Origin of the sequence: Neobacillus sp. KR4-4, from assembly GCF_042136325.1 — a bacterium.
GTDB lineage: Bacteria > Bacillota > Bacilli > Bacillales > Cytobacillaceae > Neobacillus.
Genome location: NZ_JBHHJU010000032.1, coordinates 31907 through 57062 on the forward strand (window position 1 = coordinate 31907; position 25156 = coordinate 57062).

At 41.7% G+C, this 25156-nt stretch carries 23 protein-coding genes, 1 rRNA gene and 1 riboswitch; of the genes, 2 read left to right on the forward strand and 22 right to left on the reverse strand.

Translation table 11 applies throughout. From position 1 onward, the window contains the following. Positions 1-149: 149 nt before the first annotated feature. From ACE198_RS23945 to ACE198_RS23975, 7 genes are all read right to left on the reverse strand, one after another. Complete coding sequence (locus tag ACE198_RS23945; RefSeq protein ID WP_375377305.1) at positions 150-1307, reverse strand: CamS family sex pheromone protein; 1158 nt, start codon at positions 1305-1307, stop codon at positions 150-152. A gap of 13 nt (positions 1308-1320) precedes the next feature. Continuing rightward, positions 1321-3330 carry an NAD-dependent DNA ligase LigA gene (ligA, locus tag ACE198_RS23950; RefSeq protein ID WP_251463359.1) on the reverse strand — a complete coding sequence of 670 codons (2010 nt, stop codon included), beginning with the start codon at positions 3328-3330 and terminating at the stop codon, positions 1321-1323. Positions 3331-3400: 70 nt separating this feature from the next. After that, positions 3401-5677: a DNA helicase PcrA gene (pcrA, locus tag ACE198_RS23955; RefSeq protein WP_375377306.1), complete on the reverse strand. Its 2277-nt coding sequence runs from the start codon at positions 5675-5677 to the stop codon at positions 3401-3403. 71 nt (positions 5678-5748) lie between these two features. Continuing rightward, positions 5749-6432, reverse strand: a complete 684-nt coding sequence (pcrB, locus tag ACE198_RS23960; protein WP_375377307.1) for a heptaprenylglyceryl phosphate synthase — start codon at positions 6430-6432, stop codon at positions 5749-5751. 200 nt (positions 6433-6632) lie between these two features. After that, entirely contained in the window at positions 6633-6947 is a 315-nt protein-coding gene (locus tag ACE198_RS23965; protein WP_375377308.1) for a YerC/YecD family TrpR-related protein, read from the reverse strand. 110 nt (positions 6948-7057) lie between these two features. Next, positions 7058-8110 (reverse strand): DUF3048 domain-containing protein, encoded by a 1053-nt coding sequence (locus ACE198_RS23970; RefSeq protein WP_375377309.1) that lies wholly within the window; start codon positions 8108-8110, stop codon positions 7058-7060. Between the two features lie 65 nt (positions 8111-8175). Continuing rightward, on the reverse strand, positions 8176-9921 hold the full coding sequence (locus ACE198_RS23975) for an adenine deaminase C-terminal domain-containing protein (RefSeq protein WP_375377310.1): 1746 nt from the start codon (positions 9919-9921) through the stop codon (positions 8176-8178). Between the two features lie 171 nt (positions 9922-10092). Here ACE198_RS23975 and ACE198_RS23980 point away from each other — a divergent pair, with 171 nt between their 5' ends. Together ACE198_RS23980 and ACE198_RS23985 are read left to right on the forward strand one after the other, a co-directional pair. Beyond that, positions 10093-10398 (forward strand): YgaP family membrane protein, encoded by a 306-nt coding sequence (locus ACE198_RS23980; RefSeq protein WP_375377311.1) that lies wholly within the window; start codon positions 10093-10095, stop codon positions 10396-10398. 67 nt (positions 10399-10465) lie between these two features. After that, on the forward strand, positions 10466-10579 hold the full coding sequence (locus ACE198_RS23985) for an EYxxD motif small membrane protein (RefSeq protein ID WP_375377312.1): 114 nt from the start codon (positions 10466-10468) through the stop codon (positions 10577-10579). On the opposite strand, the gene purD is transcribed toward ACE198_RS23985, so the two are convergent. The 15 genes from purD to rrf form a co-directional block, all read right to left on the reverse strand. Beyond that, entirely contained in the window at positions 10576-11850 is a 1275-nt protein-coding gene (gene purD / locus ACE198_RS23990; protein WP_375377313.1) for a phosphoribosylamine--glycine ligase, read from the reverse strand. The two genes, ACE198_RS23985 and purD, sit on opposite strands and share 4 nt — an antisense overlap. 19 nt (positions 11851-11869) lie before the next feature. Further along, positions 11870-13408: a bifunctional phosphoribosylaminoimidazolecarboxamide formyltransferase/IMP cyclohydrolase gene (gene purH, locus ACE198_RS23995; RefSeq protein WP_251463354.1), complete on the reverse strand. Its 1539-nt coding sequence runs from the start codon at positions 13406-13408 to the stop codon at positions 11870-11872. Continuing rightward, positions 13383-13985, reverse strand: coding sequence for a phosphoribosylglycinamide formyltransferase (gene purN / locus ACE198_RS24000; protein ID WP_375377314.1), 603 nt, complete (start codon positions 13983-13985; stop codon positions 13383-13385). The genes purH and purN overlap by 26 nt, the downstream gene beginning before the upstream one ends. Next, on the reverse strand, positions 13982-15016 hold the full coding sequence (gene purM / locus ACE198_RS24005; RefSeq protein WP_251463356.1) for a phosphoribosylformylglycinamidine cyclo-ligase: 1035 nt from the start codon (positions 15014-15016) through the stop codon (positions 13982-13984). Before purM ends, purN begins: the two co-directional genes overlap by 4 nt. Before the next feature lie 15 nt (positions 15017-15031). Next, on the reverse strand, positions 15032-16435 hold the full coding sequence (gene purF / locus ACE198_RS24010; protein ID WP_098571084.1) for an amidophosphoribosyltransferase: 1404 nt from the start codon (positions 16433-16435) through the stop codon (positions 15032-15034). Next, positions 16411-18636, reverse strand: coding sequence for a phosphoribosylformylglycinamidine synthase subunit PurL (purL, locus tag ACE198_RS24015; protein WP_098571085.1), 2226 nt, complete (start codon positions 18634-18636; stop codon positions 16411-16413). The genes purF and purL overlap by 25 nt, the downstream gene beginning before the upstream one ends. After that, positions 18620-19303 (reverse strand): phosphoribosylformylglycinamidine synthase subunit PurQ, encoded by a 684-nt coding sequence (purQ, locus tag ACE198_RS24020; RefSeq protein ID WP_375377315.1) that lies wholly within the window; start codon positions 19301-19303, stop codon positions 18620-18622. The genes purL and purQ overlap by 17 nt, the downstream gene beginning before the upstream one ends. Continuing rightward, positions 19300-19554 (reverse strand): phosphoribosylformylglycinamidine synthase subunit PurS, encoded by a 255-nt coding sequence (purS, locus tag ACE198_RS24025; protein ID WP_098934680.1) that lies wholly within the window; start codon positions 19552-19554, stop codon positions 19300-19302. Before purS ends, purQ begins: the two co-directional genes overlap by 4 nt. Then, positions 19547-20260 carry a phosphoribosylaminoimidazolesuccinocarboxamide synthase gene (purC, locus tag ACE198_RS24030; protein ID WP_375377316.1) on the reverse strand — a complete coding sequence of 238 codons (714 nt, stop codon included), beginning with the start codon at positions 20258-20260 and terminating at the stop codon, positions 19547-19549. Before purC ends, purS begins: the two co-directional genes overlap by 8 nt. A gap of 302 nt (positions 20261-20562) precedes the next feature. Then, complete coding sequence (purB, locus tag ACE198_RS24035) at positions 20563-21861, reverse strand: adenylosuccinate lyase (protein WP_375377317.1); 1299 nt, start codon at positions 21859-21861, stop codon at positions 20563-20565. Between the two features lie 3 nt (positions 21862-21864). Next, positions 21865-23013, reverse strand: a complete 1149-nt coding sequence (gene purK, locus ACE198_RS24040) for a 5-(carboxyamino)imidazole ribonucleotide synthase (protein WP_375377318.1) — start codon at positions 23011-23013, stop codon at positions 21865-21867. Beyond that, on the reverse strand, positions 23006-23494 hold the full coding sequence (gene purE, locus ACE198_RS24045; RefSeq protein WP_375377319.1) for a 5-(carboxyamino)imidazole ribonucleotide mutase: 489 nt from the start codon (positions 23492-23494) through the stop codon (positions 23006-23008). Before purE ends, purK begins: the two co-directional genes overlap by 8 nt. 127 nt (positions 23495-23621) lie before the next feature. Further along, positions 23622-23723, reverse strand: a riboswitch (purine riboswitch). 94 nt (positions 23724-23817) lie between these two features. Next, entirely contained in the window at positions 23818-24015 is a 198-nt protein-coding gene (locus ACE198_RS24050) for an NETI motif-containing protein (protein WP_373561645.1), read from the reverse strand. A 27-nt stretch (positions 24016-24042) separates the two neighbouring features. Beyond that, positions 24043-24900, reverse strand: coding sequence for a mechanosensitive ion channel family protein (locus ACE198_RS24055; protein ID WP_375377320.1), 858 nt, complete (start codon positions 24898-24900; stop codon positions 24043-24045). Positions 24901-25030: 130 nt separating this feature from the next. Further along, positions 25031-25147: ribosomal RNA gene (gene rrf / locus ACE198_RS24060) — 5S ribosomal RNA — on the reverse strand. Positions 25148-25156: the final 9 nt, after the last annotated feature.

The window sequence follows — 25156 nt, forward strand, 5'->3', positions numbered from 1 at the left end:
ATCAGCGAATCGAAATTGGGGCCTCAATTAATGGGGTTGGCGCTAAAAAAAATCAGCTGTACTATGGCCCCATGTACATTTAATCAATCGTTTGATTAGTTTCTTTATCATGCTTGGAAATAAAAAAAGAACCAGCATAATGCCGGATCTTATTGATAAATATGGACAAATGGTTCGGTTTCATTCGCCTTGCGTACAATCAAGGCTTCTGGTCCGTCTACTGATGTAACACTTACCGAAACGGATAAATACTTAGGAAAATGTTCCATGACAAGTCCGGTGACATATTGAGCAAAGCCAATCCCTTCTGTTTTTCCATAGAATTGAATCGGGATATTAATATTCAAATCCTGCAGTTGATCTCCGATATAAAAGGCCCTGCCGATTACTCCATTATAATTAGGAAAGTACTCTTCCACATCCTGCTTAAAGTTTAAAAATGCAGTCAGGTCATCACGGTGTGCATTCTTTGCTTCGTTGGAAGGAAAAAGAAAGTACTTTTCATTTACCTTTTCCCAGCTGTTTAAGGCGGCACTGCCTTCGTCGATAGTGGCATAAGTAATGAAGTTACCAGGAACAACAGATGATTTGCTTGCCTGCTCAAACAGGGCAATCGTAATCGGAACATTCTTTAAGTTTTTCATGTTCCTCATGCGCTTCACTACTTCTGCGGCAATTTTCTTTCCTTCCCTGACCAGTTCTGAATGAGGAATTTTTTGCTCAAAGGTATCCCCGTCTGCTGTTTTTTTATAGTAATAAACGGAATTTAAGGCAAGACCAATCGTAACACCACCAAGCGTTACATTCCCTTTATCATTTTTTATTAAATAGTCGTGCTCTAAGATATGAGCTAAATAAATCGGCGAGCTCGGTTCACCCTTTTTACCAGTATTCACCGGGTTTAACCCGATGTTTTCAGCCTCTTTTAGTCCTTCATCCTTTAATTGAGCTTTTGTAAATTTACGGTTTAACCAAAGTCTGATGTATTTTTCCTTAATTTCCTGTCCTTCTCGAAATAAATATTTTTCCGTATCAAACGAATTTTGGGCAATTCGCATGAGGCCCATTTCAAACTCGTTTAAGTCATATCTTGTATTTATATTATTTACGACCAATCCGCGCGCTTCCCCTGGTTCAAACGGCAATATTGTCCGATAATAGCTGTCTGAAATATTATATTTTGGAATAATTGCCTTCCCTTTCACTTTCTCCTTTGTTTGCACCGTTTCATTTTGCTTCTCAAAATTTGGTGCACAGGCACTCAGCAAAAAGACAAGGGAGAGAGCGAGCAATGAGAATTTTCTCACGTTGATACACCTCTTATTTATTTAATTCAGCTAGGAGTTTCTCCTCGTCCCACACTTCAATTCCTAGTTCTTGTGCTTTGGTTAATTTAGATCCTGCATCCTCACCTGCAATAACCAGATGTGTCTTTTTGCTGACACTGCCAGCCACATTTCCACCAAGCGCTTCGATTTTATCCTTCGCTTCATTTCTGGATAATTGTTCGAGCTTTCCAGTGAGAACCACTGTCTTACCTGCAAAAATGGAATCAGACTCATCCGCAGCAACGGGCCTTGCACCCTTATATTCCATATTGACACCGGCTGCGGCTAATTCGTTGATTAACTCGACTGCTTCTTCTTTTTCAAAATAGGCAACAATCGAATCCGCCATTTTATCACCGATTTCATTAATGGCTAGTAAATCATCTTTAGATGCCTGTGCAAGTTTGTCCATTGTACCAAATTGCTGCGCGAGCGTCTTTGCAGCTTTGGCCCCTACATGACGAATCCCTAATCCAAATAAAAGTTTTTCTAGTGAATTTGCTTTTGAAATTTCGATCGCTTTGATTAGATTCGTTGCAGATTTCTCCCCCATTCTTTCAAGGGCTAACAGCTGTTCACGGGTCAGTTTATAAATGTCAGCAACATCTTCAACCAATTTTTCAGCAAAAAGCTGGCTAATTACTTTTTCACCAAGGCCATCGATGTTCATAGCGACTCTTGAAACAAAATGAATTAAGCCTTCCCGAAGTTGTGCCGGGCACTTAGGATTGATACAACGCAAGGCTACTTCGCCTTCCAAACGGACTAGTTCACTTTCACACTCCGGACAATGCGTTGGCATGTGGAATTCCACTTCTTCGCCCGTACGCTGATCTGCCAAGACATTGACCACCTCTGGTATAATATCGCCTGCTTTTTTAACAACGACTTTGTCACCTAGTTTAATATCTTTTTCACGGATTAAATCTTCGTTATGCAGAGAGGCACGTTGAACGGTTGTTCCTGCCACTTTAACAGGCTCAAGAATCGCCGTTGGAGTAATCACACCTGTTCTGCCTACACTTAACTCGATATTTAAAAGGGTAGTGACCACTTCTTCTGCAGGGAATTTATATGCAATTGCCCAACGCGGGCTTTTTGCAGTCGTTCCGAGTGCTGTTTGATGGGCATAGGAATCTACTTTAATAACAATCCCGTCTATTTCATAAGCAAGATGCGGACGCTTCTCCACCCAGCTGTTTACATATTCAATGACTTCATCAATGGAAGCACATTTTTTTCGCTCTTGATTGGTTTTAAACCCGAGACGATCTAGGTAATCTAGACCTTCGCTATGTGAATCGATTCCACTGCTTTCACTTATATTACCGATTCCATATAAAAAGACATCCAGCCTTCTAGATGCTGCTATTTTAGGATCCAGTTGTCTCAGCGACCCTGCCGCTGCGTTCCTTGGATTCGCAAACAACTCCTCACCGCGTTCTGCTCGCGCCTGATTCAAGGCCTCAAACGAACGTTTTGGCATAAAGGCTTCCCCGCGTACTTCCATGGACACATTTTCACGCAAACGCAGCGGGACAGACTTAATCGTTTTTATATTAGCCGTGATATCTTCACCAATGGTCCCATCTCCACGGGTTGCACCTTGGATAAAGACCCCATCCTCATACCGTAAAGAGACAGCAAGACCGTCTATTTTCAACTCACATACATAGGAAAAATCCTCACCGACCGCTTGACGTGTACGGCGGTCAAAATCCTTTAAGTCTTGTTCATTAAAGGCATTGCCGAGACTAAGCATTGGCGTACGGTGCTCGACTTTTTCAAACAAATCGAGTACGGCCCCGCCAACCCGTACTGACGGGGAATCGGCTGTTTTTAATTGTGGGAACTTTTCCTCAAGCTCCAATAACTCTTGCATTAATTGGTCATATTCAGCATCTGGTACGGAAGGTTTGTCTAACACATAATATTCATAGCCATAGTGGTTTAGCAGGCTGCTTATTTCTGCAATTCTCTTTTCTGCAGTTTGAAGGTCCATATATCCAGTCCTTTCTAAAAGGATTTTCATGAGCCGATCCCGAGCGGCTCATGAATTTTTCTCTAGGTATTTATGCTTTCGTAATCGGAGCAAATTTAGCTAACAGACGTTTGATTCCAACCGGACTCGGAAAAGCAATATCGAGTTCCGTTCCCTCCCCTTGTCCTTTTACACTGACAACGGTTCCTGTGCCCCATTTTCCGTGCTGGGCTTTATCGCCCACCTTCCAGCCGAGTTCCTCTCCTCCAGCAGACGCAGCGGAAACAGGCCGCATAACTGGTTTTCTTGCCGAAGCCGGTGTACTAAATGAGGTCTTCGGCATTCCGAATGAGGCGCTTCGCGCAGAACCAAATGATTTACCAGTTGATCCAAATGGCGAACTCAGCTTTTTCTCTGCCAGTTCAACTCCCTCGATCAGGTCCGCAGGGATTTCCTTAATAAAGCGGGAAGGCGGGTTCATGTTGGTCCGTCCAAATAATGTCCGCATTTGAGCATTGGTCAGGAACAGTGTTTGCTCCGCTCTAGTGATCCCTACATAGGCAAGACGGCGCTCCTCTTCCATTTCTACTTCTTCCATCAACGAACGGCTATGCGGGAAGACTCCTTCTTCCATTCCGATTAAGAAGACTACTGGGAATTCAAGACCTTTTGCCGAGTGAAGGGTCATCAGCGTAATCGAATCAACCTTTTCTTGGGTATCTTCATCAAGGGCATCAATATCAGCAACAAGGGCCAAATCAGTTAAAAAGGCGACTAGACTCTTGTCTTCACTTGCATCTTCAAAGCTTTTTGTTACTGACAATAATTCCTCAAGGTTTTCAAGACGGCTTTGTGCTTCCAGCGATTTTTCCGCCTTCAGCATTTCACGGTACCCTGTTTTATCTAGAACTTCTTCAACGAGTTCTGTAACAGAAAGATACTCTTGCATATTGGTATAATTACCAATTAAATCGCGAAATTCCCTAGCTGCTTTTGTGATTTTCGGGCTTAGTCCTAATAATTCAACAGATTCAAGTGCTTGATAAATGGATATATCATGCATATCAGCAAAATTGGCGATTTTATCGAGAGAGCTTGATCCGATACCGCGTTTAGGCACATTGATGATTCGGCGTAAACTGATATCATCATCAGGGTTCGAAATTAAGCGTAAATAAGCAAGCATGTCCTTAATTTCTTTTCTGTCATAGAACTTTGTCCCGCCGACGATGGAGTATTCGATATTCGATTTAAGAAGGACTTCCTCCATCACACGGGATTGAGCATTCGTACGATAAAGAATGGCAATGTCGGTCAATTTGTGCTCATTATTCCGAGTTAATTCTTTAATTTTCCCAGCAACGAATTGCGCTTCACTCTGCTCGCTGTCGGCTCGGTAATAAACCAGTTTGTTTCCTTCTGGGTTTTCGGTCCAAAGATTCTTCGCTTTCCGGTTCAGGTTGTTTTCGATCACTTTGTTGGCTGCTAGAAGGATTCTTTTTGTGGAGCGGTAGTTCTGCTCTAGTAATATAACTGTTGCATTCGGATAGTCTTTTTCAAACGATAGGATATTGGCAATATCCGCTCCGCGCCACCGATAAATGGATTGGTCTGAATCCCCGACCACGCATAAATTTTTAAAACGACTCGCCAGCTGCTTTACGAGCAGATACTGGGCTTTGTTCGTATCCTGATACTCATCAACATGGATATATTGAAATTTACGCTGGTAATATTCCAGAACATCCGGAACGCGTTTGAATAATTGAATCGTCATCATTATGAGGTCATCAAAGTCTAGTGCCTGATTTTTTCGTAATCTCTTTTGGTATTCTTCGTACACCTTAGCGACGACATCCTCAAAATAGCCTCCGCCTGCTTTCTTATATTCTTCCGGGTCAATCAACTCATTTTTAGCTGAACTGATTGACCCTAGAATCGCACGGGGATCAAATTTCTTCGGATCAATATTTTTTTCTTTTAAAATGGTTTTCACCACGGATTGCTGATCGGTAGAATCAAGAATCGTAAAATTCCGGTTGAAACCAATTCGGTCGATATCCCTGCGTAAAATTCTTACACACATCGAGTGAAAGGTGGAAATCCATATTTCTTCGGCAGCTCCGCCCATCATTTTTCCAATCCGTTCTCTCATCTCTCGAGCGGCTTTATTTGTAAATGTAATTGCCAAAATATTATAAGGATTCACCCGTTTTTCTACAATTAAATATCCAATTCGATGGGTAAGTACCCTAGTCTTGCCACTTCCGGCTCCGGCCATTAGTAACAGCGGCCCATCTGTTGTTTTCACAGCACTTTGCTGTTCTGGATTCAGTCCGTTTAATAGTTTATCACTTAAATATTGCATATTATCCACCACCAATACAAACATTTGTTCTTATTTTTATCATAACGTTTTTCAGCTATATAAGCAATGATCTATCGATTGACCTTTACGGTTTCTAGCGCTAGATCAAAATTTTCATAAATTGCATTACCCACGACAATCACGTCTGCATGCTTGGCCATTTCTGCAGCCTGTTCAATCGATGTTATTCCTCCTCCATAAAAAAGAACCGTCTTTTCAAGCGACTTTTTCACGTCAGCAATCAAGTTAACATCCCCATATTTGCCGCTATATTCGATATAAAAAATGGGCAGATGAAACATTTTTTCTGCCATAATGGCGTAGGCAGTTACTTCTTCATTTGTTAACTTGGTATTTGCATTTGTCAGTTTTGCAGCTTTGCATTCTTCGTTCAATATGCAATAGCCTTCCATGACAATTTCCTCCCAATCCATGATTTCACCAAATTCCCTAACTGCTTGTTGGTGAAGTCCAGTAATCCATTTGACATCACTGCTATTTAAGATGGTTGGAATAAAGTAAAGGTCGAACCCTGGTGTAACTGTCTCAATTGTTGAAACCTCAAGGACACACGGCACTGAATATCTACGAATTCTCGCCATTAAATCGAGGACATTTTCTAGTGTAATCCCATCTGTCCCACCTACAATTATTGCATCCGTTCCAGACTCACAAATGATTTCTAGATGATCATCCGATAGTTCTTTATTTGGGTCGAGTTTGAACACATGCCGCCACTCGCGAAAATCATACATCAAAAAAATCCTCCCACACTCATCAATTCCATTACACCATTATAGCACTAGCCGAATCGATAAAAAAACAATACATTAAATCTAAATTTAACCAAATAAAAATGCGGAAGTGCCTTGACCAGGGGCTTATGACCCGAGCCCCTAGGCGCTGTAGCTAGATTCCAAAAAAGAAAAACCGAAGAGCAGTCTCTCCGGCTTGTTTATTCTTGTTCAGTTTGTACTTTTTCATTTTTCACACGTTCTAGCACCATTTCGTAGGTATCATTTCCATAGTTTAAACACCGCTTTACCCTAGAAATGGTAGCTGTGCTGGCTCCGGTTTCTGTTTCAATTTTATGATAGGTATTCCCTTCGCGAAGCATTCTTGCTACATCCAGACGCTGTGCTAATGATTGTATTTCATTTATCGTGCACAAATCATCAAAAAAACGATAGCATTCTTCTAGATTTTTTAATGAAAGAACTGCCTGAAATAACTGGTCAAGTTCTTTTCCACGTAATTTATTAATTTGCATTTTATTACTCCTTTAGTTGTTGACTGTGTTTTAAATGTCTGTTGATTTTCACTCCAGGAGCTTCGCTTTCCGCAAAAATCAACATGTTTATAAATTAGCAATGTTCTTTACTAATCAAGCGAGATGCTTTTCTCGAGACCTGGATTGGTTGGAATTACGTTGATCCATGTTTTTCCTTGTACCAGTGGAACATCTGCGCCATTTTTGACGGGAACAATTTCTCCGTTCTTATTCTTCCATTCCACTTGGTTAACCTTCCCCTTTTGCAGCAGATAGGCTTTGCCGCCGGACTCAAGATCAATTTCCCTACGCCCATACGAATCGATAAGTCGATGCTTAGCTTCAACAATAAAGATATTATCCACTAACACAGGATCTTTTGTTTCTAAATCGACCGTTTGCTCATCTCCTGAAAACCGCTTATATTTGCCAGTGGCTGCATCAAATTCAAACTTGGAGTTAGAAATGCCGCCATTTGAATATTTAATTTTCACAGATTTTGCATCGGCACCTGTGATATTCTTCAATTCATCCTCTGTCAAAAATGTAAATGGGGCTGGACCTTTTTCCATCGAATATTTCTTCTGCTTTGCACCTTTTAAAATATTTTCATACGTAATATAGGAATTATGAGGTGCTTTACGGGTCTTCGAACGTTTAAAGAGCGTACCGTCATAGACCATTCCATTTAGGTTATCAATATAGTTCCTATTAAGGAGTTTCTTTGCCTCCGGGCTATATCCATGAGCAATGTAGAGAGCATTAAGTCCCTTGGCCAAGAAAATATAATAGTCCCTCGCACTCCTAACAGGACCGATATTCTTAGGTTTTTCACTCTGAAAGACGGCTAAGAAGCGTGTAATATCCCCTTCTGCAAGAATTTCATAAACTAGATCCGCTTTAGTTAGACCTGATTGGGGTCTAGCTTTTGGGTGGTTATTAATCATAACTGCTACAGCTCTTGTATCTGTACTTGTTTCAGATCCCACCCCGGTTAATGGATAGGAATAGGGGGCAACTGTTTTCTCTTCTGGCTGCTCTTTCTCTGTTTCTGTTTGTGTCACTGTTTTTTCCTTCTCAACAGGTTTCTTTTCCTTTTCCTTGTTACTACATCCAGAAAGTAGTAACAGGAAAACCAGCATGAAAACAGTCCATTTTTTCATTTTCATGAACACCCCTATTTACTTTCTTTTCACTTTCACACTTTAACCCTTTACTCACTTACAGTTTAACGCATTATTGACGGAAAGAGTACTGTTTTATTCATTACATCGTACATTCCCTGTGGAGTAATCCGAATGTACGGCAAATGTGTCGCAGAAAAGAAGGCAAGACTATAAATAGGATCAGAAAATCCATAGCCCCGCTCTCTTAACTCAATCAGCAGCTGCTTTTCTTGGCAGATTAGCTCTTCAATCGGAACGTTTGACATAATTCCATGTAAAGTTAATGGCAGCTCGCAAACTACGTGACTATTCTCAACCATCACAATACCGCCGCCTAATTCTTTTATTCTATTAAAGGCATGAAGCATATCTTGTTTATTTTTACCTATTAAAATAATATCCCCTGTGTTGGAATAGGAACTTGCCAAAGCCGATAAATTGTTAGCAAATCCTTTTAATAATGTATTAATTCTCCACTTCCCATTTCGGTCCATCAAGGTAAAATAGCATTCATCATGATTCGATGATAATTCATCTCCTGAAGCATCGATTGAAATCGAATAGGGCTTTGTGATGACCGCATTTTCCATCTTGATTCCAAAGGGCATTGAAAATTGCAAATCATCTAACGTCAAGTCCCAATCCACTTCCAATGGTTTTAGTCCATATTCGTCCCATGTAATTGGAGGATAGGCATCCAAAATTGGGTTTCCATCCCTTTTCACCCATTTCCCTTTTGCGAGAACGGATTTAGGTGTTGGATCCTCAATACTCGTTAAAAAGTTAATATTGGCTACCCGGCCAGTCGCAATTGTACCATGGAGATGCTCAATCTTGTAATATCGAGCAATATTAACCGTGGCCATATTATAGGCATCAATGACTGGAACACCTTTTTCAATGGCAATACGAATCGTCATATCGGTGACTCCCTGCTCGTAAAAAGTCGAGGAAGCACCGTCTGTATTTAGCATTAATCGATCATAAGCATCAATACCCATACGCTTCATATCGTCTAATATATTTGGTAAATCCGGCCGAATCGAGGAATGCCTTAAGGACACCATATACCCCTGCATTAAGCGATTGTATACCTCTTCACCCGTCATCGCTTCGTGGTCACTGTCTGCCCCAAGCAGCATCATTTTTGCCAATGTTTTTTCCGAAGCTCCAGGGAAATGTCCTTCAATTTGCTTGCGCATCCGTTTCGCTTCTTGAATCCAATGGAGCATCATATCATCGCCATCAAGCAGTTTCGGCCAGCCTGTCAATTCCCCGCCCTGCAGGACCGCATCGTGCTCGAGCCATGATTTAACATTACTATGTGAAAAGATTTCTTCTTCATTCAAAATTTCAGTTTGAGAATCAAAACGGCTCCACCAAAACATCGTTGTTGGAATTGAACGAAGATCCTTCAGCAATGAAAACGCTTTCGTTTTATTTAAATGTAAAATAAGAGCCATATTATCATTGATTAATGTTGTCGTCCCAAACTGGGATGCATATGCTGCAAGCGTTAGGGGATTATATAATTGAAACGGATGAGCGTGTGGTTCGATATAACCGGGAACAAGAATCTCATTGGTACAATCGATGATTTCACAGTTCTCAAGTTGAGCTGGTAAGTTTTCGCCCACATAAATAATCCGATCTTCATATATCCAAATATTTGCTCTCAACCACTTTCGAAACGTCTGATTTAAGTACAAGGCGTTTTTCAATAAAATGGTTGGAGACGCTTTTCCATCTAAAATGGAAACATGCATGCGTAAGTGTTTATTTTTCCAGCGGTAGCGTTGTTCTAGCATACGTCTTCCTCCCTTTTCAAAAAACTGTCTAATCTATATAAGAATAAGTTGAATTAACACTAAAGAAAGCCCTTACAATAAATTCTTTAGATACTATACTATCATATTTTGCTGTTTAACGCATTAAAGAATTGCTAAGAATGGTAAATATTTTGTGAAGGAGTGAACAAAATGAATGTGAGACCAAATATTAGTATTATTAATGCTTTAATTCGTATCACCCTTGGATTAACAATTCTTTCTTGGACTACCTCCAAGCTTGTCAAACACCCTTGGCGCGATTCTTATTTATTTGTTGCTATGTGCGGGGCTATGAAGGTGGCGGAAGGAATTGTCCGCTTTTGTCCCCTTACTGCCTTATTTGAAAAATGCCAATGCATGATTTCTGAACACGATCAGGCAATGGATTCAATGGACGGCATGGAAGGGTTAACTAGCCAAAATGGCGAGGAAATGTTGCCTTATAATCCAACTTAAAGTGAATTAGCGGTTATTCTAAAGGGCTGACCCTCAGTGGTCAGCCCTTCATAGGAGTTGAGTATTCATGTTTTTGGAGTATCTAACGGATATGTCGTTCGTTTTAATTGCCATTATTGGCAGCATCGTGGCACTTCTTTATACATTTATCCGTCGAACTAGTAAACGACGAGCTCGTTAACTCTTCACGGGGTGAATTGCTTTTGCCCCGATATCTTTTCTATAAAAAACATCCTGTGACGTTAACTTTTCAAGTTCATGATACACTTTTTCACGTGCTTCCACTAAGCTTTCAGCCTTCGCCCCAACTAGAAGCACCCTGCCTCCTGCAGTCACAAACTCACCTTCTTCATTTCTGGCGGTTCCAGCATGAAAAGTATACACCTCAGCGGAATTGAAATCAGTCAATCCAGTTAGCACTGCCCCTTTTTCATAAGCCTCAGGGTACCCTTTTGCAGCAACTACTGTACCAATCATTGTTTGATCATCCCATTCTAAAACCGGTGTTTCACAAGCTAATAATTCTAAGATGACTTGAACAAGATCCGATTTTAATCTAGGTAACACAACTTGTGTTTCTGGGTCACCAAAACGAGCATTAAATTCAATTACCTTTGGCCCAGATGTAGTTTTGATCAAGCCGGCATAAAGGACTCCACAAAAACTTCTTCCTTCTTCGACCATCGCTTTAGCTGCGGGAAGAAGGACCGTTTCAACCGCCGTTTGAATCGTTTCCGCACCTATCTGAGGAACAGGGGAATAGGCTCCCATTCCGCCTGTATTTGGACCAAGGTCCCCATCATAGGCCCGTTTGTGGTCCTGAGCAATTTCAAGTGGAACGACTACTTCTCCATTTACAAATGCCATCAATGAAAATTCTTCACCTGCTAAAAACTCTTCAATTACCACCCGAGAAGAGGCAGCCCCAAATTTTGCATCAACGAGCATTTCCTCTATGCTCGAAAGCGCTTCTTCTTTCGTAAGCGCAACCGTGACACCTTTCCCCGCTGCCAATCCGTCTGCCTTAATGACAATCGGTGCCCCTTTTTCTTCGATATAGTTACGGGCTTCCTCATAGTTAGTGAACACAGCATAGTCAGCGGTAGGAATTTGATATTTCTCCATTAGTTCTTTCGCAAATGACTTACTGCCTTCAATCTCGGCTGCGTTAGCACGCGGACCGAATACAGCCAAACCAGCTGCTTCAAATTTGTCGGCCAAACCTTCAAGCAAAGGAACTTCAGGTCCAATAATCGTCAAGCCGACACGGTTTTCCTTGGCAAATTGAAGCAGTAATTCATGTGCTGACTCTTCAATTGAGACAAGCTCCGCTACATCGGTCATTCCGACATTCCCCGGTGCAACAAATACTTTTTCTACATTCACACTTTCACTTACTTTTCGGCAAATTGCATGTTCTCTACCGCCGCGGCCGATAATCAGTACGTTCATTCGAAAGCCCTCCAACCAATTAATGTTTGAAATGTCTTACGCCCGTAAATACCATGGCGATTCCATATTCATCTGCTTTTTTAATTGAATCTGCATCACGGATTGATCCGCCTGGTTGAATAATTGCTGTAATACCAGCTTTTGCTGCTGCTTCAACGGTATCGTCCATTGGGAAAAAGGCGTCGGATGCAAGGGCTGCTCCCTCTGCTTTTGAACCGGCTTGCTTAAGGGCAATTTCCGCTGCTCCTACTCGGTTCATTTGCCCTGCGCCAATCCCAATTGTCATATCCTCTGCCGTCACAACAATAGCATTGGATTTCACATGTTTAACAACCTTCCAGCCAAGTTTTAATGCTGCCCATTCCGCATCTGTTGGTTGTCGTTTTGTTGCGATCGTAACATTCGCGTCTTCCAACGTGTAACGGTCCTGCTCTTGAACAAGCAATCCGCCTTCTATTGTAGTCATTTTAAACTCAGGTTTTTTGGCATCATTAAATGGAATAGTTAACAGGCGAAGGTTCTTTTTCGCTGTTAAAATCGTTAACGCTTCTTCCGAGAAAGATGGTGCAATAATAATTTCTAGGAAAATTTCATGAAGCTTTGCAGCTGTTTCGGCATCCACTTCCCGGTTAAAGGCAATAATTCCGCCAAAAATTGAAACAGGATCGGCCTCAAATGCTTTTGTGAATGCTTCAAATCCAGTTTCACCTGTTCCGACACCGCATGGATTCATATGCTTTACAGCTACTGCAGCTGGGTCTGAAAACTCTTTAACAATCTGCAGAGCTGCATCCGCATCATTAATATTGTTATAGGAAAGTTCTTTTCCATGAAGCTGAACCGCATTGGCGATCGAGAACGTCGAACCAAGTGGCTTCTTGTAAAAAGCAGCTTTTTGATGTGGATTTTCTCCGTAACGGAGTGTCTGCTTAAGGTCATAAGTAACCGTTAAGGTTTCAGGTGTCTCTTCTTGTGCTAGGTTTGTCATGTATTCAGCAATCAATGCATCATAAGCGGCTGTATGACGGAATACCTTAGCTGCCAGCTTTCTTCTTGTTTCTAGTGTGGTTGCACCATCTGCTTTTAACTCCTCAATAACCGTTGCGTAATCGGCAGGATCAACGACAACTGTTAAATATTGATGGTTTTTAGCTGAAGCGCGCAGCATTGATGGGCCGCCAATATCAATGTTCTCAATCGCATCTGCTTCCGTTACATCTGGTTTAGCGATGGTTTGCTGGAAAGGATAAAGATTGACGCAAACTAGCTGTATAGGCTGAATTCCGTGCTCGTCCAGCTGTTTTAAATGATCAGGATTGTCATGCTTAGAAAGCAGGCCGCCATGGATAAATGGATTTAACGTTTTTACACGGCCTTCTAAAATTTCCGGAAAACCTGTTACATCACTAACACTCATTACAGGAATTCCCTGCTCTTGAAGAGCTTTTTTTGTACCACCGGTTGAGATTAGTTCAAACCCTAGGCTGACTAGTTCTCTCGCAAAGTCAGTAATTCCATTTTTATCAGAAACACTAATTAACGCGCGCTTTTGTGTCATTGATTACATCTCCTTGTGTCAATAGCATTTGAAGTATGGATGGATAAAGCTTATGTTCGCTTTTCTGGATTTTTTGCTGCAGACTCTCTCTTGTCTCATTTTCTTCAATACGAACCCGTTCCTGAACGATAATGGGACCTGTATCCATTCCCTCATCAACAAAATGGATAGTAATTCCGCTCCACTTCACTTGAGCGGCCAATGCCTGCCCGATTGCATCCTTCCCTGGAAAGGCTGGAAGCAGGGATGGGTGGACATTGACGATTCTTCCCTTATACTCGGCTAACAATTTAGGACCAATCAAACGCATGTATCCGGCTAGGACAATGAATTCTACACCATAGGACTTTAATTGAGCTAAAATTTTTTCTTCATAATGTTCTTTACTAGGATAATCCTTTGCGCTAAAAATAAAACTTGGAATTTTCGCTGTTTTGGCTCTTTCGATTGCATAAGCGCCCGGTTTGTCACAAACTAAAAGAGAAATGTCTGCATCAAGGTCGCCCGACTCGACTACATCAATAATCGCTTGAAAATTACTTCCGCTCCCTGATGCAAACACCGCGATCTTTTTCATAGGCGGCCACCCTGAGCTTTGATGTTGATTCCTTGATTACTGGTAACAATGCCAATTTCGCAGGCAGTTTCCCCAGATTGTCTAAAGTGTTCTAACACTTCAGCTGCATCTTCACGATTTACAGCAATTACCATACCAATACCCATGTTAAAAATATTATACATCTCTTGGTAATCAATTTGTCCATGGGAAGAGATTAGTTTAAAAATGGGTGGAATCTCCCAGCTTTTTTCATACAGCTCGGCTCCTAGACCTTCTGGTAACATCCGAGGAATATTTTCAATAAACCCGCCGCCTGTAATATGAGCCATTCCCTTTAACTGGAACTTTTTCAATGCGGACAAAATCGGTTTTACATAAATTTTTGTAGGCTTGAGTAACTCTTCTCCTAATGTACAGCCAAGCTCATCGACGAAATCTAATAACGACCAGTCATTAAACACTTTTCGTACCAATGAATAACCGTTGCTGTGAATGCCGCTTGAGGCTAAGCCAATCAGGACATCACCTTCTTGAATAGTTTCACCCGTGATAAGCTGTGATTTCTCACAAGCACCAACCGTAAATCCGGCAAGGTCATACTCATTTTCACTATATAATCCAGGCATTTCCGCTGTTTCACCGCCAATGAGTGCACAACCAGCCTGCTCACATCCGTCCGCAATCCCTTTAACGATTGCCTCAATTTTTTCAGGCTGTGCTTTACCACAGGCAATATAATCTAGAAAGAACAAAGGCTCTGCGCCTTGAACGACAATATCATTGACACACATGGCGACCGCATCGATCCCAATCGTATCATGCTGATCCATCCAAAAAGCAATCATTAGTTTCGTGCCCACCCCATCGGTGCCTGACACCAAAACAGGTTCTTTTAATTGCAGTGCGGATAAGTCAAACATACCGCCAAATCCGCCTAGGCTGCCAAGGACGCCAGCCCGGGCTGTTTTTTGAACATGCTTTTTCATTCTCTCTACCGCTTCATAGCCGGCTTCGATATTAACTCCTGCTTGTTTATATGCATTTGCCACGCTGCTCGCTCCTTCCTACTTCTGATAATAATATTGGAGTGTATCTGGATAAATTTCCGTTGGATAATTCCCTGTGAAACAGCCTAGGCAATAGCCATTCGTGCCTTCTTGGCCTAAGGCATGCATCATGCCCTCCACACTGATAAAGGTTAATGAATCCGCACCAATAAGTTCTCTTATTTCCTCGACACTTTTATCAGAGGCAATTAATTCTTCTTTTGTTGATGTATCTATCCCATAAAAACATGGATTCTTAATAGGCGGGGAGCTGATAACCACATGTACTTCTGTCGCCCCTGCTTCTTTCAAAAGATTAACAATTCTTCTACTCGTCGTCCCGCGTACGATTGAGTCATCAACCATGATAACTCGTTTCCCTTCCACAACTCCACGAACAGCTGAGAGTTTCATCTTAACCCCTTGCTCTCGTAACGATTGAGAAGGTTGAATGAAGGTTCTACCGACATAACGGTTTTTGATTAAGCCCATTTCATAAGGAATTCCTGCTTCTTCAGCATAGCCAATCGCCGCTGAAATACTTGAATCAGGAACACCCGTAACAACATCGGCTTCGATTGGTACTTCTATTGCTAATCTTTTACCCATATTTTTGCGGGCGGTGTGGACATTGATTCCTTGAATATTGCTGTCCGGTCTTGAGAAATAAATATATTCCATCGTACAAATCGCTTTTGTTGAACTTACCGCAAATTGTTCAGACACTAGCCCCTGATCATTGATTATTAATAGTTCTCCTGGTCGAATATCGCGAATATATTCCGCACCCACGACATCAAAGGCACAGGTTTCCGAAGCAACAACATAGGCATCACCTAGGGAACCAAGTGAAAGAGGTCTTAATCCGTGTGGATCTAATGCCACCATTAATTCGTTTTCAGTCATAATCAGGTATGCATAGGCGCCTTTTAACATAGAAAGCGCGTTTTTAGCACGGTCCTTTGAATCAGTGTAGCCGCTTCTTTTCATTAGATGTGCTAAAACCTCGGTATCTGAGCTTGTTTGAAAAATGCTCCCTTGAGCTTCCAACTGATGTTTTAATGAATTAACATTCACTAAGTTTCCATTATGGGCAAGCGCAAGGCTGCCAGTTTGTGAATGGAACAAGAGCGGCTGAACATTCTCATAACCGCCGCCTCCTGCCGTTGCATAACGAACGTGACCGATGGCTGATGTGCCTGTCAGTTCCTTCATCGCTTCCGTGGTAAAGATCTCAGCAACTAACCCTTCACCTTTTACCCCTTTAAGCTGTTTGCCATCTGAGACCACAATTCCGGTCCCTTCCTGGCCGCGATGCTGCAAGCTGTGAAGTCCGTAATAGGTTAACTGGGCTGCATCCTGGTGCCCCCAGACACCAAAGATGCCACACTCTTCATTTAATCCCTTGATTTCAGGTAACATGGGATCGCCCCTTTCCAGGCAGCTTTTAATTCTTCAATCGAAGCTTCAAGTACAGTTGACTCACCATTTGTAATCTGCAGTTTTGCTGTCTCGTTCACTGTTCCAATTTGTACTGCATCTACTAAACTTTCAAACTCATCTTTATGTTCAGGTTTAACAGTCAATAAGAAACGAGATTGTGTTTCACTGAATAAAGCTGAAACTGAATTTCCAGCGATGGTTACTTCTGCACCAAGTTGTTCATTTGTGAATAGACATTCAGCTACCGCAACGGCTAAACCGCCTTCTGATAAATCATGCGCAGATTCTACTACTCCAGCACGAATTGCAGCAAGAACCTGGTTTTGTCTCTCTTTTTCGATTGTTACATTTAATTCAGGGGCTTTACCGAATACTTTTCCGTTCAGAAGCTTTTGCAGCTCACTGCCGCCAAATTCGTCCTTCGTTTCCCCTACTAAATAAATAAGGTCACCGTTCTGTTTGAAGTGTTGTGTTGTAATATGATCAAGATCCGTTACTAAACCAACCATTCCTACTACAGGTGTTGGATAGATCGCTGTGCCGCTAGTTTCGTTATATAAAGAAACGTTTCCGCCGATAACTGGTGTCTCCAGGACGCGGCAGGCTTCGCTCATGCCATCGGCAGCTTTTTCAATCTGCCAGAACACCTCAGGCTTTTCTGGGTTACCGAAATTTAGGTTATCTGTAATCGCTAAAGGCTCTGCACCAGAACATACAATATTACGCGCAGCTTCAGCTACGGCGATTTTCCCGCCTACTTCAGGATCCAAATAGACATAACGTGAATTACAATCCGTTGTCATTGCCAGTGCTTTTCGTGTGCCGCGGATTCTTACAACCGCTGCATCAGAACCTGGTGAAACGACCGTGTTTGTACGCACCATATAGTCATACTGCTCATAAACCCATTCCTTGCTCGCCACCGTTGACTGGCTTAACAGACTTACTAACGTTCCTTTTAAATCGTCCACCTGAGGAACTTCATTTTCCATCGCTTGGAATTCAGCGTAATAGCTTGGTTCTTTTGATGGCTTATGGTAAACCGGTGCTTCTTCCGCTAGGGCATCAGCCGGAACATCCGCCACGATTTCTCCTTTATGGAAAAGGCGCATCTGTTTATCGCTAGTAACCGTTCCAATCCCTACAGCCTCTAAACCGTATTTTTCAAAAAGCTCAACGATTTCTTGTTCTCTACCCTTTTTAACAACGATAAGCATCCGTTCTTGGGACTCAGACAGCATCATTTCGTAGGCAGTCATGCCTGTTTCACGCTGTGGCACCAAGTCTAAATTCATCTCAATACCCATCCCAGCTTTGCTGGCCATTTCTGCAGATGAACTAATAAGTCCGGCTGCACCCATATCTTGAATACCAACAAGGGCATCACAATGAATCAGTTCTAAGCAAGCTTCTAACAACAGCTTCTCCATGAATGGATCGCCAACCTGAACCGCTGGACGGTCTTCGCTTGATTGCTCTGTCAATTCTTCAGAAGCGAATGTTGCACCATGGATACCGTCACGGCCGGTTTTTGCCCCCACATACATCACCGTATTTCCTTCACCATGTGCCTGCCCTTTTTTGATGTCTTTATGGTCAATTAAACCAACGCACATCGCATTAACTAGAGGATTTCCATCATAGCAAGGATCGAACTGGATTTCGCCGCCAACCGTCGGAATACCAATACAGTTTCCATAGCCAGCAATACCAGCAACAACCTCTTTGAATAAATAGCGTACGCGGGCAGAATCTAGTTCACCGAAACGCAGTGAGTTCAACATGGCAATTGGACGTGCTCCCATCGAGAAAACATCACGGATAATTCCGCCTACACCTGTTGCTGCGCCTTGATAAGGCTCAATTGCGGATGGATGGTTATGACTCTCAATTTTAAAAACAACCGCCTGCTCATCACCGATATCAACGATACCAGCACCTTCCCCTGGCCCTTGAAGAACCTTTTCACCTGTAATCGGGAATTTTTTTAGGATAGGCTTTGAATTTTTATAGCTGCAGTGTTCCGACCACATAACCGAGAAAAGACCTGTTTCGGTATAGTTTGGTGTGCGGCCAAGAATGTTTTCAATCATTGCAAATTCTTCATCGGACAAACCCATTTGCTGATATATTTTTTCTGCTTTGATCTGAGTAGGATTTGGTTCAAGCGTTGACAACATGTGCTTCCCTCCAAGCTTTTACAATCGATTGGAACATCTTTAAACCATCGGCGCTGCCTAGTAATTCATCTACGGCTCTTTCCGGGTGTGGCATCATTCCAAGGACATTTCCTTTTTCATTGGTAATTCCTGCGATATCTGAAAGACTTCCGTTCGGGTTCTGGTTATAAGTAAAGACAATTTGATTATTTGCTTCTAATTTTTCTAGTGTTTCCTCGTCACAATAGTAATTTCCTTCGCCATGGGCGACAGGGATTACGATGCTTTCACCTGCACTGTATTCAGTCGTAAACATCGTCTGATTGTTTTCTACCTTTAACTCCACTGGCTTGCAAATAAAAGATAGGCTTTCATTACGTCTCATTGCACCTGGCAGTAATCCTGCTTCGAGCAGAATTTGAAATCCGTTACAAACGCCAAGGACCGGCTTTCCTGCTTCTGCCGCTTTAATGACTTCCTTCATGACATTACTAAATCTAGCGATGGCTCCCGTACGCAAATAGTCGCCATATGAAAAGCCGCCTGGAAGCAGAACTCCATCAAATTCTTCTAAACTCTCAGAATCATGCCAAACATATTCAACCTGCTCGCCAAGTTCATCTTGAATGGCATGGAACATATCAATGTCACAATTCGATCCAGGGAAGACGATTACTGCAAATTTCACAGAGTAACACACTCCTCTACTTCGTAACGGTAATCTTCGATAACAGGATTAGCTAAAAGATTGGTACAGATTTCATTGATCACTTCATTAATATCACGCTCGGATTTTTCAATCGTTAATTCCATATATTTACCGATTCGAACATCGGCTACTTCCTTATAGTTTAAAGAGTGTAATGAGTTGGTTACGGCTTTCCCCTGCGGGTCTAAAACACTTTCTCTTAATGTGACAAATACCTTTACTTTATACATGCTGACGTCCTCCCAATCTCGCTAAAATATTTTCATAGGCATCTGTTAAGCTTCCTAAATCACGTCGGAATACATCCTTATCGAGCTTTTCATTTGTTTCTTTATCCCACAGCCTGCAAGTATCAGGAGAGATTTCATCGGCTAGTAATATTGTGCCTTCAGCGTCTTTACCAAACTCAAGTTTAAAATCGATGAGACGTATGCCAAGGTCATTGAAAAAGCTTACTAAAACGGTATTAATTTGGAGTGCCTTTTCTCGTAAAATCGCTGCCTCCTCGGTAGTTGCCACTTGCAATTCAAGGATGTGATCAATTGTTAAGAGTGGATCACCTAGTTCGTCGTTTTTCAGGTAAAACTCAACGATCGGAGTAGTTAACTCGTGTCCCTCTTCAATTCCCAATCGATTGGCGAGGCTTCCTGCCGCAATATTTCGTACAACCACCTCAAGCGGAATGATCGATACTTTTTTCACTAATTGTTCCCTTTCGGATACACGTTCGATAAAGTGAGACTCAATTCCCTGTTCTTTAAGCTTTAAAAATAGCAAACTAGTAATCTCGTTATTTAAACGCCCTTTTCCAGTTATGTCGGCCTTCTTTTGTCCGTTATAGGCGGTTGCTGAATCCTTATACTCAACCAAAACAATCTGTTCATCGTCAGTTGCGTAAATTCGTTTTGCTTTTCCTTCGTATAAAGGTTGTTTCATTGGAAAACGCCTCCTGTTTTGCAATATTGGGAATCTTCAGGATAGTCCAGATGTCAGATACCCTAAAATAAGTGAACTATTTTTTTCGAATGACTATTGGCTTTTTAACTGATCCATTATTATCGAGTTTGGTAGCCAATAACCCTTATTGGCTACCCTTACCCTGCTTTTTTCATTTGTTCGGTCGTCAATGGACCTTATTGGCTACCCTAACCTTGCTTTTTTTGCTTGTTCGGTCGTCAATAGCTCCTATTGGCTACCCTAACCTTGCTTTTTTTTGCTTGTTCGGTCGTCAATGGACCCTATTCATTCAACCCTAAACGGTCAAAAATGGTATCTACATGTTGCAAATGGTAGTTATAATCAAAGCAATCATCAATTTCAACTTCTGATAGCAGTGAAGTAATCTTTTCCTCTGCTTCAATCAAGCTGCGGAAAGGAACTTGCTTTTCCCAAGCTTCCATAGCTTTTGGCTGAACCGTATCATACGCTTCTTCACGTGATAAACCTTTGTCAATTAACGCCAGCAATACACGTTGGGAATAAATTAAGCCCAGTGTCCTGTCCATATTACGCTTCATATTCTCTGGATAAACCGTCAAGTTCTTCACAATGTTGCCAAAACGATTCAGCATATAATTCAAACCAATCGTTGCATCAGGTAAGATGATCCGTTCTGCTGATGAATGAGAAATATCGCGCTCATGCCAAAGCGGTACATTTTCATAGGCAGTAAGCATATACCCGCGAATCACACGGGCAATCCCCGTCATATTCTCGGAACCAATCGGATTCCGTTTATGTGGCATTGCCGAAGATCCCTTCTGGCCTTTTGCAAAAAACTCTTCCACTTCACGCGTTTCACTCTTTTGCAGCCCACGGACTTCAACAGCAAACTTTTCAATGGAAGTAGCAATCAACGCAATTGTTGACATGTAGTGGGCATGACGGTCACGCTGTAAAGTCTGCGTAGAGATTGGCGCTCTTTGCAGTCCTAATTTTTCACAAACATACTGTTCCACAAACGGATTAATATTTGCATAAGTACCAACCGCACCAGAGATTTTCCCAAACTCGATTCCTTCTGCTGCCTGCTTAAATCGCTCGAGGTTCCGTTTCATTTCTTCATACCATAGTGCAAGCTTTAAGCCAAAAGTTGTTGGCTCAGCATGGACCCCATGTGTCCGTCCCATCATGACAGTAAGCTTATGTTCAATTGCTTTATTTCTTAAAATCTCAATGAAGTTTTCTAGATCCTTTTGTAATATCGCATTGGCCTGTTTTAAGATGTAAGATAGGGCCGTATCAACAACATCCGTTGACGTTAAACCGTAATGAACCCATTTCTTCTCTTCCCCTAATGTTTCAGATACCGCGCGGGTAAAAGCAACCACATCGTGCCGTGTTTCTTCTTCAATCTCTTTAATGCGGTCAATATTGAAGGAAGCATTTTCGCGTAACTTCTTCACATCTTCCTTTGGGATGTCACCTAGTTCTGCCCATGCCTCACAGGCTAGTATTTCTACCTCAAGCCAGGCATTAAAGCGGTTTTCCTCTGTCCAAATTGCTCCCATTTCCGGTCGTGTATAACGATCAATCATGTTTTATCCCCCGATCTTTTCTTTTACTGGTTTCCAGATGCTGCTCTCGTTAATTTCTGCAAGGGCCTCCTCGACACTTTCGCGCAATATAGTCACATGCCCCATTTTTCGTTTTATCTTTGCTTCTTCTTTTCCATATAAATGAATCTTCCAGTCATTCAAGGCCGGTATTTCCTTATACAGTTGTTCAAGATGCTCTCCTAATAGGTTGACCATAACAGCCGGTTTTAATAGCCCCGTTCTCCCTAAAGGCCAATTACAAATGGCGCGAATATGCTGCGCAAACTGTGACGTTTCGCAAGCTTCGATCGAAAAATGCCCAGAATTATGCGGTCGTGGTGCTAATTCATTAATATAAATGGTCCCATCATTAGTCAAAAACATTTCGACAGCAAGCGTCCCGACTAATTGTAACGAATCGACCAGCTTATTTGCCAGCTGAACAGCTTCACTCTGTAAAACTTCTGATATTCTAGCTGGAACAATCGTTGTATCTAATATATTTTCTTTATGAATGTTTTCAGCCACTGGAAAAAATGTCGTTTCCCCATCAAGCTTACGTGTCACGATTACTGATATTTCTTTTTCAAAGGATATCCATTTTTCTAATACACAAGCCCCATGTTCCAGTAATGGTTCACCCTTTGACAAATCCAGCGGTGTTCTAATCACCAGTTGACCCTTTCCATCATAACCGCCTCTTGCCGTTTTCAGGACTGCCGGATATCCGATGGTATTTATCTTTAAAAATAAATCCTCGATGTTATTAATCACTTCATATGGAGCAACCTCCACACCCGCTTGTTGGATTGCTGCTTTTTCTTTAATCCTGTCCTGCGTGATGGTTAATAACCGTGGACCTTGCGGGACATTTGCTTGATTACATAGCCACTCCAGTGTATCTGCATCAATGTTTTCAAATTCATAGGTTATGACATCACTAACTTCCGCTAATTTACTAATAGCTTGGCGATCATCATAGGCACCAATGACCTCAATATCGGCAACCTGTCCACACGGAGAGTCTGTCGTTGGTTCTAATACCGCAATCCGAAAGCCTTGAGCCTTTGCTGCTAGAGCCATCATTCTGCCAAGTTGACCTCCGCCGATAATTCCAATCGTTGATCCTGGTAGAATCGTTTGGTTAGACAAGTTGATCACTACTTTCTAGTACTTCTTGTTTAGTGGCTTCTCTTCTTGCTGCTAATTTTCCAGCTAATTCAGTGTCACCCGTTGCTAAAATTTGTGCTGCTAGTAAACCAGCATTCGTTGCACCTGCTTTGCCTATTGCTACAGTTGCTACGGGTACACCACCTGGCATTTGGACGATAGACAGTAATGAGTCTAACCCCTTTAAGGCCTGTGTTTGGACAGGAACCCCGATTACTGGCAAAGTGGTTTGGGCTGCTACCATCCCAGGAAGATGGGCCGCTCCTCCAGCTCCGGCAATAATCACCTTTAAGCCTCTTTCTCTGGCCTCCTTTGCATATGTAAACATCAAATCAGGTGTCCGATGAGCAGATACCACCTTTTTTTCATAAGCAATTTCAAACTGGTCGAGAACCTCACACGTATGTTTCATTGTTTCCCAATCCGATTTACTTCCCATGATTACTCCAACAAGAATGGACATCGCAAATCCCCCTTTTTTTCCCAAATAAAAAACCCGAAACAAATAGCTTCTCATGTAAGAGAAAGCCATTTGTTCGGGCATAGTGGCAGTGGATACCAAATTAAGGGCCCTGCCCTTAATTATACCGAACATATTGACTTTCCCTCATAGTCCAATAATTTACGGTTATTGGGTAGAAACTTATGGGCCATATTCCCATGGATATACGAGGGTAAAGATAAATTGTTATTGATTAATTCACTTCTATATCTTACAATCATCTTCGGTAGGTGTCAACCAATAAATCGAACATTATTTTTAAATACCACCATAATGTTCGTGTTTTACTCTATTAAAGTGCCCTCGAAGATAATTTGGCGGGCAATTGGTTCATAAATAGTCTCATTGCCTTTTTTTATTTCTTGAAAAATCGGCTTTTCCGTTCGTCGTACAGGCGTATAGCCCAACTGTTTCATTCTATTCAAGCAGTCCTCAATATTTTCATTTGATTGTACCTCAAATTGCATTTTCTTTTTACCCATTACCATTAAGTACCTCTCTTTCCACTGTTATTTTCCCTCTTTTAAAAAAACATCGTCAACTGGCTTTACTAACATTGTGTCCTCTGCCAATTTTATTTCATAATCAAAAAGTGTTTGAGCTATAATCCTCCTCGCTTCTTTTGCTGCATCCCAATATAGAGTATCATCAACAAGGCCTGTAACCGTATATTCAATCCCTCGGTATCCTGAATTGATAGTGGTCATCCCATATACTTGGAATGGTTCTATTGGACAATTAGCGAGGTCTAACTTTAAACATGCTTCGTGCAGCTCATTGATTTTTTCACAGGCGATCTCAAGAATTTCAAACACCCTTTCAGGATTTTCCCGATAGCTTACCACTATTCTTTCAATCACCCGCATTTCTTCAATATTGTAGTTATGAATCTGTTTTATTTCACCATTGCTGATCGTTAAAACCTTGCCGGTCCATTCTCGAATCTTTAGGAATCTTAGTCCTATATCAACAACTGTCCCATTGAAGGTATTATTGATGGTGATGAAGTCACCTTTATGCAGCTGCTTTTCATAAATCAAGAAAATACCTGATAGAATATCCTTAATGATGCTTTGCGCTCCAAACCCAAGGATTACCCCGAGTATACCTGCTCCAGCCAAAATTCTTCCAAAATTACTAACGTATTGAGATATGGCAAAAAAGATGAAACAGAGAGTTGCCGTATATTTGGTTAAAGAGCGAATCATACTTTCAATCGTCTGCTCTATCCGTTCTTCAATGAAATCGGTTTTTAGAAAAAAATTATGAACAGTTTTATTTATGATAAAAACAATGATCCTTGCAATAATAGCTGCTAAAAAAATGCTTGTCAGTTTATAGTGATGAAGTAAATCCATCCAATCCATTAAACCACCCACTTGTCTTCCAATCATACCTAGTGTTAGTGTTTGCAATATTTGATGTTAAAAACTATCGGTGGAAAAATAATTTAATTTAAACCAAAAAAGAACAACCTTTTCAGGTTGTCCTTAATGTGCCTGGCAACGTCCTACTCTCACAGGGACGCGTGTCCCAACTACCATCGGCGCTGAGAAGCTTAACTTCCGTGTTCGGTATGGGAACGGGTGTGACCTTCTCGCCATTGCTGCCAGACTATTTAAT

What these genes read in the sequence shown, in the direction of transcription:
- ligA (WP_251463359.1), bottom strand. Translation starts at nt 3,330, where the DNA reads ATGGACCTTCAAACTGCAGAAAAGAGAATTGCAGAAATAAGCAGCCTG.
- pcrA (WP_375377306.1), bottom strand. Translation starts at nt 5,677, where the DNA reads ATGCAATATTTAAGTGATAAACTATTAAACGGACTGAATCCAGAACAG.
- pcrB (WP_375377307.1), bottom strand. Translation starts at nt 6,432, where the DNA reads ATGTATGATTTTCGCGAGTGGCGGCATGTGTTCAAACTCGACCCAAAT.
- ACE198_RS23965 (WP_375377308.1), bottom strand. Translation starts at nt 6,947, where the DNA reads ATGCAAATTAATAAATTACGTGGAAAAGAACTTGACCAGTTATTTCAG.
- ACE198_RS23970 (WP_375377309.1), bottom strand. Translation starts at nt 8,110, where the DNA reads ATGAAAAAATGGACTGTTTTCATGCTGGTTTTCCTGTTACTACTTTCT.
- ACE198_RS23975 (WP_375377310.1), bottom strand. Translation starts at nt 9,921, where the DNA reads ATGCTAGAACAACGCTACCGCTGGAAAAATAAACACTTACGCATGCAT.
- ACE198_RS23980 (WP_375377311.1), top strand. Translation starts at nt 10,093, where the DNA reads ATGAATGTGAGACCAAATATTAGTATTATTAATGCTTTAATTCGTATC.
- ACE198_RS23985 (WP_375377312.1), top strand. Translation starts at nt 10,466, where the DNA reads ATGTTTTTGGAGTATCTAACGGATATGTCGTTCGTTTTAATTGCCATT.
- purD (WP_375377313.1), bottom strand. Translation starts at nt 11,850, where the DNA reads ATGAACGTACTGATTATCGGCCGCGGCGGTAGAGAACATGCAATTTGC.
- purH (WP_251463354.1), bottom strand. Translation starts at nt 13,408, where the DNA reads ATGACACAAAAGCGCGCGTTAATTAGTGTTTCTGATAAAAATGGAATT.
- purN (WP_375377314.1), bottom strand. Translation starts at nt 13,985, where the DNA reads ATGAAAAAGATCGCGGTGTTTGCATCAGGGAGCGGAAGTAATTTTCAA.
- purF (WP_098571084.1), bottom strand. Translation starts at nt 16,435, where the DNA reads ATGTTACCTGAAATCAAGGGATTAAATGAAGAGTGTGGCATCTTTGGT.
- purL (WP_098571085.1), bottom strand. Translation starts at nt 18,636, where the DNA reads ATGTTGTCAACGCTTGAACCAAATCCTACTCAGATCAAAGCAGAAAAA.
- purS (WP_098934680.1), bottom strand. Translation starts at nt 19,554, where the DNA reads ATGTATAAAGTAAAGGTATTTGTCACATTAAGAGAAAGTGTTTTAGAC.
- purC (WP_375377316.1), bottom strand. Translation starts at nt 20,260, where the DNA reads ATGAAACAACCTTTATACGAAGGAAAAGCAAAACGAATTTACGCAACT.
- purB (WP_375377317.1), bottom strand. Translation starts at nt 21,861, where the DNA reads ATGATTGATCGTTATACACGACCGGAAATGGGAGCAATTTGGACAGAG.
- purE (WP_375377319.1), bottom strand. Translation starts at nt 23,494, where the DNA reads ATGTCCATTCTTGTTGGAGTAATCATGGGAAGTAAATCGGATTGGGAA.
- ACE198_RS24050 (WP_373561645.1), bottom strand. Translation starts at nt 24,015, where the DNA reads ATGGGTAAAAAGAAAATGCAATTTGAGGTACAATCAAATGAAAATATT.
- ACE198_RS24055 (WP_375377320.1), bottom strand. Translation starts at nt 24,900, where the DNA reads ATGGATTGGATGGATTTACTTCATCACTATAAACTGACAAGCATTTTT.